This window comes from Planktosalinus sp. (assembly GCF_059864935.1).
Genome location: NZ_JCBCCK010000210.1, coordinates 1 through 1494 on the forward strand (window position 1 = coordinate 1; position 1494 = coordinate 1494).

Below are 1494 nucleotides of genomic sequence, written 5' to 3' on the forward strand. Positions count from 1 at the left end.
TGGCAAAGTAATTTACGCTACGGTTCATAAACATCACCTCTTGTTGTTTGTCCTCTGCCGGAAGCACTACATTTTTGGCAAAATCCTGACAGAATTTGAGGTATTTTTTGGTGTAGAAATTTTCATCAGCCAGCACATCTATTCCAAGAAAACTTTCCAGCCAGTAACGGGTATCATATTTATTGGAGTCCACCGAAAGAATTTTATAGCCTTCTTCTTTTTTAATATTAAAAATCAGGCAGCCTTTATCAAGTTTGCTGAGGTTGATGCCTTGTTGCAACAACATATCCAGATTATTTTCTTTCTCTTGAAAAAGCAGGAAATCCTGTTTGATTTCAGATTTAAAAATTCCGATACCATCCACTTTTTCGTTATCGATTTGCAGGTTCTCCAGATAAGTCACATACAATTCGCCGCTTTTAATGTGTGGGTGTTCTGATTGCTCATAGAGGTGTTTGGCAATTTCCAGACTCAGCTCGTGGGCTTTTCCGGGATTGTCAAATAAATCACTCACCAGCTTATAGAGGGTATGAAATTCAAGGTCGGTTTCGTGTGAAAAATTGTAATAACTCTCTTCTTTTTCCCTGAAAGGTTTAAAAAAATATTCCTTGAGAACAGCTGTGAGTTCGTCATCCAGTTTATAGGGTTCATTTGAAAGGATGACTCCTTCATTTTTATTTTTGTTGCCCACTTTGTGAATGGAAAGTGATTGGATTTGGGTGTTGTACAGGCTTATCATAATGGTCTAAAATATTGACTAATAATGCTTAATGAAATTAAACTTCTATTAAACGTGAAGGCCTAAAATTAGAATTTTTAAAAGGTTTAAAAAGGAAATTCATTTAAAATTTATAAACTATTTTTGACATGAAAACTATAATGCAAATGAATATACTTGTTGTTGACAACCACGACTCTTTTGTGTACAATATCGTTCATCTACTGGATGCGTTCAATCTTGCTAAAATCACAGTAGTTAAAAATGACGCATTAAATTTGCAAAGTGTCAATCACTATGACAAAATTGTGCTATCTCCGGGTCCCGGACTTCCCAATGATGCGGGATTGATGCCTGAATTAATTCAAAAATACATTTTTAATAAACCCATTTTAGGCGTTTGCCTGGGTCATCAAGCCATAGTTGAACATTTTGGCGGAAAATTGAAAAACATGATGCATCCTTTACATGGAGTTTCAACTTCAGTTAAAATTACTTCTGAAGATTACTTGTTTAAAGATTTGCCTGATTCGTTTGAAATAGGGCATTACCATTCTTGGGTTGCGGAACACCCATTACCCGAAATATTGCAAGCAACCTCAGAAGATGCATTTAAAAATGTAATGAGTTTTAAGCACAAAACTTTGAATGTCAGGGGTGTCCAATTCCATCCGGAATCGGTACTCACACCTGTGGGTAGAAAAATCCTTGAAAACTGGTTAAGGAATTAAAATTTAATCTTCTTCTGTAAAATCATCCAACTCACGGCGGTCTTT

General features: G+C 35.6%; 2 protein-coding genes. One reads left to right on the forward strand and one right to left on the reverse strand.

Going from position 1 to position 1494, the window contains the following annotated elements; all coding sequences use genetic code 11:
- On the reverse strand, window positions 1-739 hold a 739-nt coding region (locus AC6F75_RS07540; protein WP_500714364.1), incomplete at its 3' end, for a nucleoid-associated protein.
- A 128-nt stretch (window positions 740-867) separates the two neighbouring features.
- On the opposite strand from AC6F75_RS07540, the gene AC6F75_RS07545 reads away from it, so the two are divergent.
- A complete protein-coding gene (locus AC6F75_RS07545) occupies window positions 868-1449 on the forward strand; it encodes a glutamine amidotransferase-related protein (RefSeq protein ID WP_500714365.1) in 582 nt (193 codons plus the stop codon).
- Window positions 1450-1494 lie beyond the last annotated feature (45 nt).